The organism is Pseudomonas citronellolis (assembly GCF_029335315.1).
In the GTDB taxonomy this organism is placed as follows: Bacteria; Pseudomonadota; Gammaproteobacteria; order Pseudomonadales; family Pseudomonadaceae; genus Pseudomonas; species Pseudomonas citronellolis_A.
The window spans coordinates 1-4,238 of record NZ_JARJLT010000124.1; the positions used below are offsets into that span (position 1 = coordinate 1).

Sequence of the window (4,238 nt, forward strand, 5' to 3'; positions counted from 1 at the left end):
CCGGCCTCGGGGCCATTGCCCCAGCCCGACGTCCCCGCAGTTTCCCCCGATCGCCACGAAACCCTGATGGCACTAGGCCTGCGCCCGCACCAGGAAATTTGTTTCAAATTGTGGCGCGAGCTTTGCGACTGCCCCTTCGCCAACACCCGAAACCACCGTGGCCTCGCCGCCGCGGCTCGCTACGTCGACCGACTCGCTCGCGAAGCGAAGGAAGCCCAGCATGAAGAACCTCTCCTCCCGGGTTCCCGCGCGCCGTCTCCGGAACCTCTCCTGCACCCTGCTCCTGGCCGCCACCGCGCCGGCGCTGCACGCCTCGCCACTGGACGACTTCGGCCAGCCGCCGGACAACGACGTTTCCTATTTCCGCGACGTGCCCAACGACGCCGACGCCGCCGCCGAACTGGCCAACACCCCGGAGGCCAACCACGGCGCCTTCGACCTGCCCGACGGCGTCGAGGGCGACCGCAACACGCCACGCGCCGAGAACATCCTGCCGCCGGCGCAGCAGACCTCGTTCAACTACCCCACCAACGGCAGGCCCAGCCCGCTGTTCGGCGCCCAGCCGTTCACCCAGCAATTGCTGCTGTTCGAGGAGTTCGGCCCGGTCAAGCTCGACCCGACAGTGCCGCCGGCGCCCATGGGCTTCCCGCTGCCGGCCCTGGGCAACACCCCCGAGCAGGACCCGCTGAGCATCGCCCGCAGCGGCCCGTCCGGCGCCGCCCTGGACGCGTTCCTCAAGCAGCCGGGGCTGACCCCCTACCCCACCCAGTTCGCCAACGTACTCGACCGCAACCCGTGGAAGCGGCCGATCGAGGACTTCCTCAACCGCCAGCCGATCGGTTCGCCCGCCGAGGGCCGGCCGCCGGGCAAGGGCTGGTCGCACCAGCGCTGGAACGAGTTCTACCCGCAGGCCGCCTACCAGACCGTGCAGGCCGGCGCGCGCGGCAACGGCGGCGTGCGCGACGCCTGGCAGATGCACCACTACGCGGCCGGCGAGTTCGGCCCCGGCGGGCTCTACCACAACACCACCGGCATGCCCGGCTTCGACGGCACCACCAAGGGCATCGCGATCCGCTTCCACCCGCAGATGCCGGTGCAGGACCACAACTCGGTGTGGACCTTCGACGGCACCCTGCCGCCCAAGCTGCTCATGGTGCGCTACGGCCAGCCGTTGCTGATGCGCCACTACAACGCCCTGCCGATCGACCCGGCAGCCAACCACGGCTTCGGCCTGCACACCATCAGCACCCACGAGCACAACGGCCACACCCCCGCCGAGAGCGACGGCTACACCGCCGCGTTCTTCTTCCCAGGGCAGTACTACGACTACCGCTGGCCGCTGCAACTGGCCGGCTACGACACCATCAACACCCGCGCCGAAGCCCCCCGCGCGGCCTTCCCCTGCGCACCCGGCGAGACCCTCTTCGTCAACGACGCCCAGCCCGGCCTGAAGACCTGCCAGAACGGCCGCATCAACATCCGCGGCGACTGGCGGGAAACCATGAGCACCCACTGGTTCCACGACCACATGCTCGATTTCACCGCGCAGAACGTCTACAAGGGCAACGCCGCGATGATGAACTACTACAGCGCCCTGGACCGCGGCAACGAGGCCATCGACGACGGCGTCAACCTGCGCCTGCCCAGCGGCAGCGCGCTGGCCTGGGGCAACCGCGACTACGACGTGAACCTGGTGGTGGCGGACAAGGCCTGGGATCAGAGCGGCCAGCTGTGGTTCAACCCGTTCAACACCGACGGCTTCCTCGGCGACCAGACCCTGGTGAACTGGCAGTACCGGCCGTACCTCAACGTGCGCGCGCGCAACTACCGCCTGCGCATCCTCAACGGTTCGGTGTCGCGCTACCTGAAGCTCGCCGTGGTCCGCGAAATCAAGGGCAAGGGCGGCGAGTTCCAGGGCCCCTCCGGCTCCAACCTGACCTACGCGCGGGTGCCCTTCCACATGGTCGCCAACGACGGCAACCTGATGGAGCACGCCGTGCCCTTCGACGGCAGCATGGACCTCAACGGCGACGGCGACCGCAGCGACAACAACGCCATCCTGCCGACCCAGGGCATCGCCGAGCGCTACGACATCCTCATCAACTTCTCGCGCAACGGCATCAAACCCGGCGACAAGCTGTACCTGGTCAACCTCAAGGAACACGACACCGGCAAGGGCACCAAGCGCGACATACCGCTGGCCGAGGTGCTCTCGGAGAAATACAAGGCGGTCATCAAGCAGACCAGCAAGGGCCCTCAGTGGGACAAGGGCGACCCGGGCGTGGGCATGCTCATGCAGTTCGTCGTGCAGCCCTACGGCGGCCAGGACCAGAGCCTCGATCCGGTGGCCTACGAACCGGCCAGACCGGGCAAGCCGGCGGGCAAGAAGATGATTCCGCTGGTGCTCGACCGCGACAACCCGGCCGACAAGGCGAAGATCGCCCAGGCGCGCCACCGCACCTTCGTCTTCGGCCGCTCCGACGGCACCGACGCCGCGCCCTGGACCATCAAGACCGACGGCGGCCTGGGCATCAGCATGAACCCGCTGCGCGTGTCCTCGGCGCCGCGCCTGGCCAACGGCCCGACCGACGCCGGCTTCAGCGGCGACGGCACCCTGGAAGTGTGGAAGATCCAGAACGGCGGCAACGGCTGGAGCCACCCGGTGCACGTGCACTTCGAGGAAGGCATCGTCCTCAGCCGGGGCGGCAAGGCGCCGCCGGAATGGGAAAAGTGGGCGCGCAAGGACGTCTACCGCATCGGCGAAGACGCCGACAGCCAGCAGGAAGTGCAGATGGCCATCCACTTCCGCGAGTTCGCCGGCACCTACATGGAGCACTGCCACAACACCCAGCACGAGGACAACTCGATGCTGCTGCGCTGGGACATCGAGTTCCCCGGCCAATTCCAGCTGATGCCCACGCCGCTGCCGACCTGGGATGGCGTGGACTACGTCGGCTCCGTCGCCCTGCCGACCTTCCGCGACGGCGACCAGAGCAACCGCGGGCAATGACCATGCGCACCCTCACCCTGCAACTGGGCGCCTGGCTCCTCGCCTTCGCCGCCGCCTGCTCCACGGCGGCGGCCGAGGGCGACAGCCCCTGGGGCCGCGACTACTTCCCGAACACCGAACTGGTCGACCAGGACGGCCAGCACCTGCGCTTCTACGACGACCTGATCGCCGGCAAGGTGGTGGCCATCAACTTCATCTTCACCGGCTGCTCGGCCACCTGCCCGGCGGAAACCGCGCGCCTGCGCCAGGTGCAGAAGCTGCTCGGCGAGCGGGTCGGCAAGGAGCTGTTCTTCTACTCCATCAGCATCGACCCGGCAGCCGACACCCCCGAGGTGCTCAAGGCCTATGCCGAGCGTTTCCACGTCGGCCCCGGCTGGCGCTTCCTCACCGGCGACTTCGCCGCCATCACCGAGCTGCGCCAGCGCCTGGGCCTGCTCGACATCCGCGTCGACCCGCAGAACAAGAGCGAGCACAGCCTCAGCCTGATCATCGGCAACCAGGCCACCGGGCAATGGATGAAGGTCTCGCCGTTCGAGAACCCCTACATCCTCGCCGACCGCCTGGGCAATTCCCTGCAGAACTGGAAGGTCGCCAGCGCGACGCACAACAGCTACGCCGACGCCCCGCAGCTGCGCACGCCCTCGCCGGGCGAGCAGTTGTTCCGCACCCGCTGCTCGGCCTGCCACTCCCTGGGCGCCGACGCCAACGCCATGCGCCAGGCCATCGGCCCCGACCTCGCCGGCGTCACCCGGCGCCGCGAGCGCGCCTGGCTCGAACGCTGGCTGCGCGAGCCGGACCGCATGCTGGCCGAGCAGGACCCGACCGCCACAGCGCTGTACCGGCAGTTCAACCAGATCGGCATGCCCAACCTGGGGCTCGGCGAGGTGGAAGTGCAGGCCCTGCTCGGCTACCTCGCCGACCCGAGCGCCGACGCGACGCCACGGGCCGGATCGGCGCCGCCGTTGCAGCAGGCCAGCCAATGAATGTCGTCCGCCCCGACGACCGGTCGGCGCGATCGGTTCGCTGGCGTGTTCCGCAATTACTGGCCGGCGCCTGGAAGCCGGCCGGTGGAACAAGAGCATGTGAGCCCCGCATCGGGCCTCGTGTCCCCAAGCCAATGGAGAGACTCCCATGAAGCTCAAGAAATGCCTGTTGGTCATTGCCGTTGCCGGCACGCTGGTAGCGGCGCATTCCTGGCTGCCCGACGAACTTTCCCCGCTGTCCAGCG

3 protein-coding genes are annotated in these 4,238 nt (G+C 68.7%); 2 read left to right on the top strand and 1 reads right to left on the bottom strand.

All coding sequences use genetic code 11. From position 1 onward, the window contains the following. Nucleotides 1-72: 72 nt before the first annotated feature. Nucleotides 73-222: a hypothetical protein gene (locus tag P3W75_RS10830; RefSeq protein WP_276227381.1), complete on the bottom strand. Its 150-nt coding sequence runs from the start codon at nucleotides 220-222 to the stop codon at nucleotides 73-75. Between P3W75_RS10830 and P3W75_RS10835 the strand changes: the two genes are divergently transcribed. Both P3W75_RS10835 and P3W75_RS10840 read left to right on the top strand, forming a co-directional pair. After that, nucleotides 221-3,010 (top strand): multicopper oxidase domain-containing protein, encoded by a 2,790-nt coding sequence (locus tag P3W75_RS10835; protein WP_430765360.1) that lies wholly within the window; start codon nucleotides 221-223, stop codon nucleotides 3,008-3,010. The two genes, P3W75_RS10830 and P3W75_RS10835, sit on opposite strands and share 2 nt — an antisense overlap. A gap of 2 nt (nucleotides 3,011-3,012) precedes the next feature. Then, nucleotides 3,013-3,993, top strand: a complete 981-nt coding sequence (locus tag P3W75_RS10840; RefSeq protein WP_276227382.1) for an SCO family protein — start codon at nucleotides 3,013-3,015, stop codon at nucleotides 3,991-3,993. The last annotated feature ends 245 nt before the right edge of the window (nucleotides 3,994-4,238 follow it).

What these genes read in the sequence shown, in the direction of transcription:
- P3W75_RS10835 (WP_430765360.1), top strand. Translation starts at nt 221, where the DNA reads ATGAAGAACCTCTCCTCCCGGGTTCCCGCGCGCCGTCTCCGGAACCTC.
- P3W75_RS10830 (WP_276227381.1), bottom strand. Translation starts at nt 222, where the DNA reads ATGCTGGGCTTCCTTCGCTTCGCGAGCGAGTCGGTCGACGTAGCGAGC.
- P3W75_RS10840 (WP_276227382.1), top strand. Translation starts at nt 3,013, where the DNA reads ATGCGCACCCTCACCCTGCAACTGGGCGCCTGGCTCCTCGCCTTCGCC.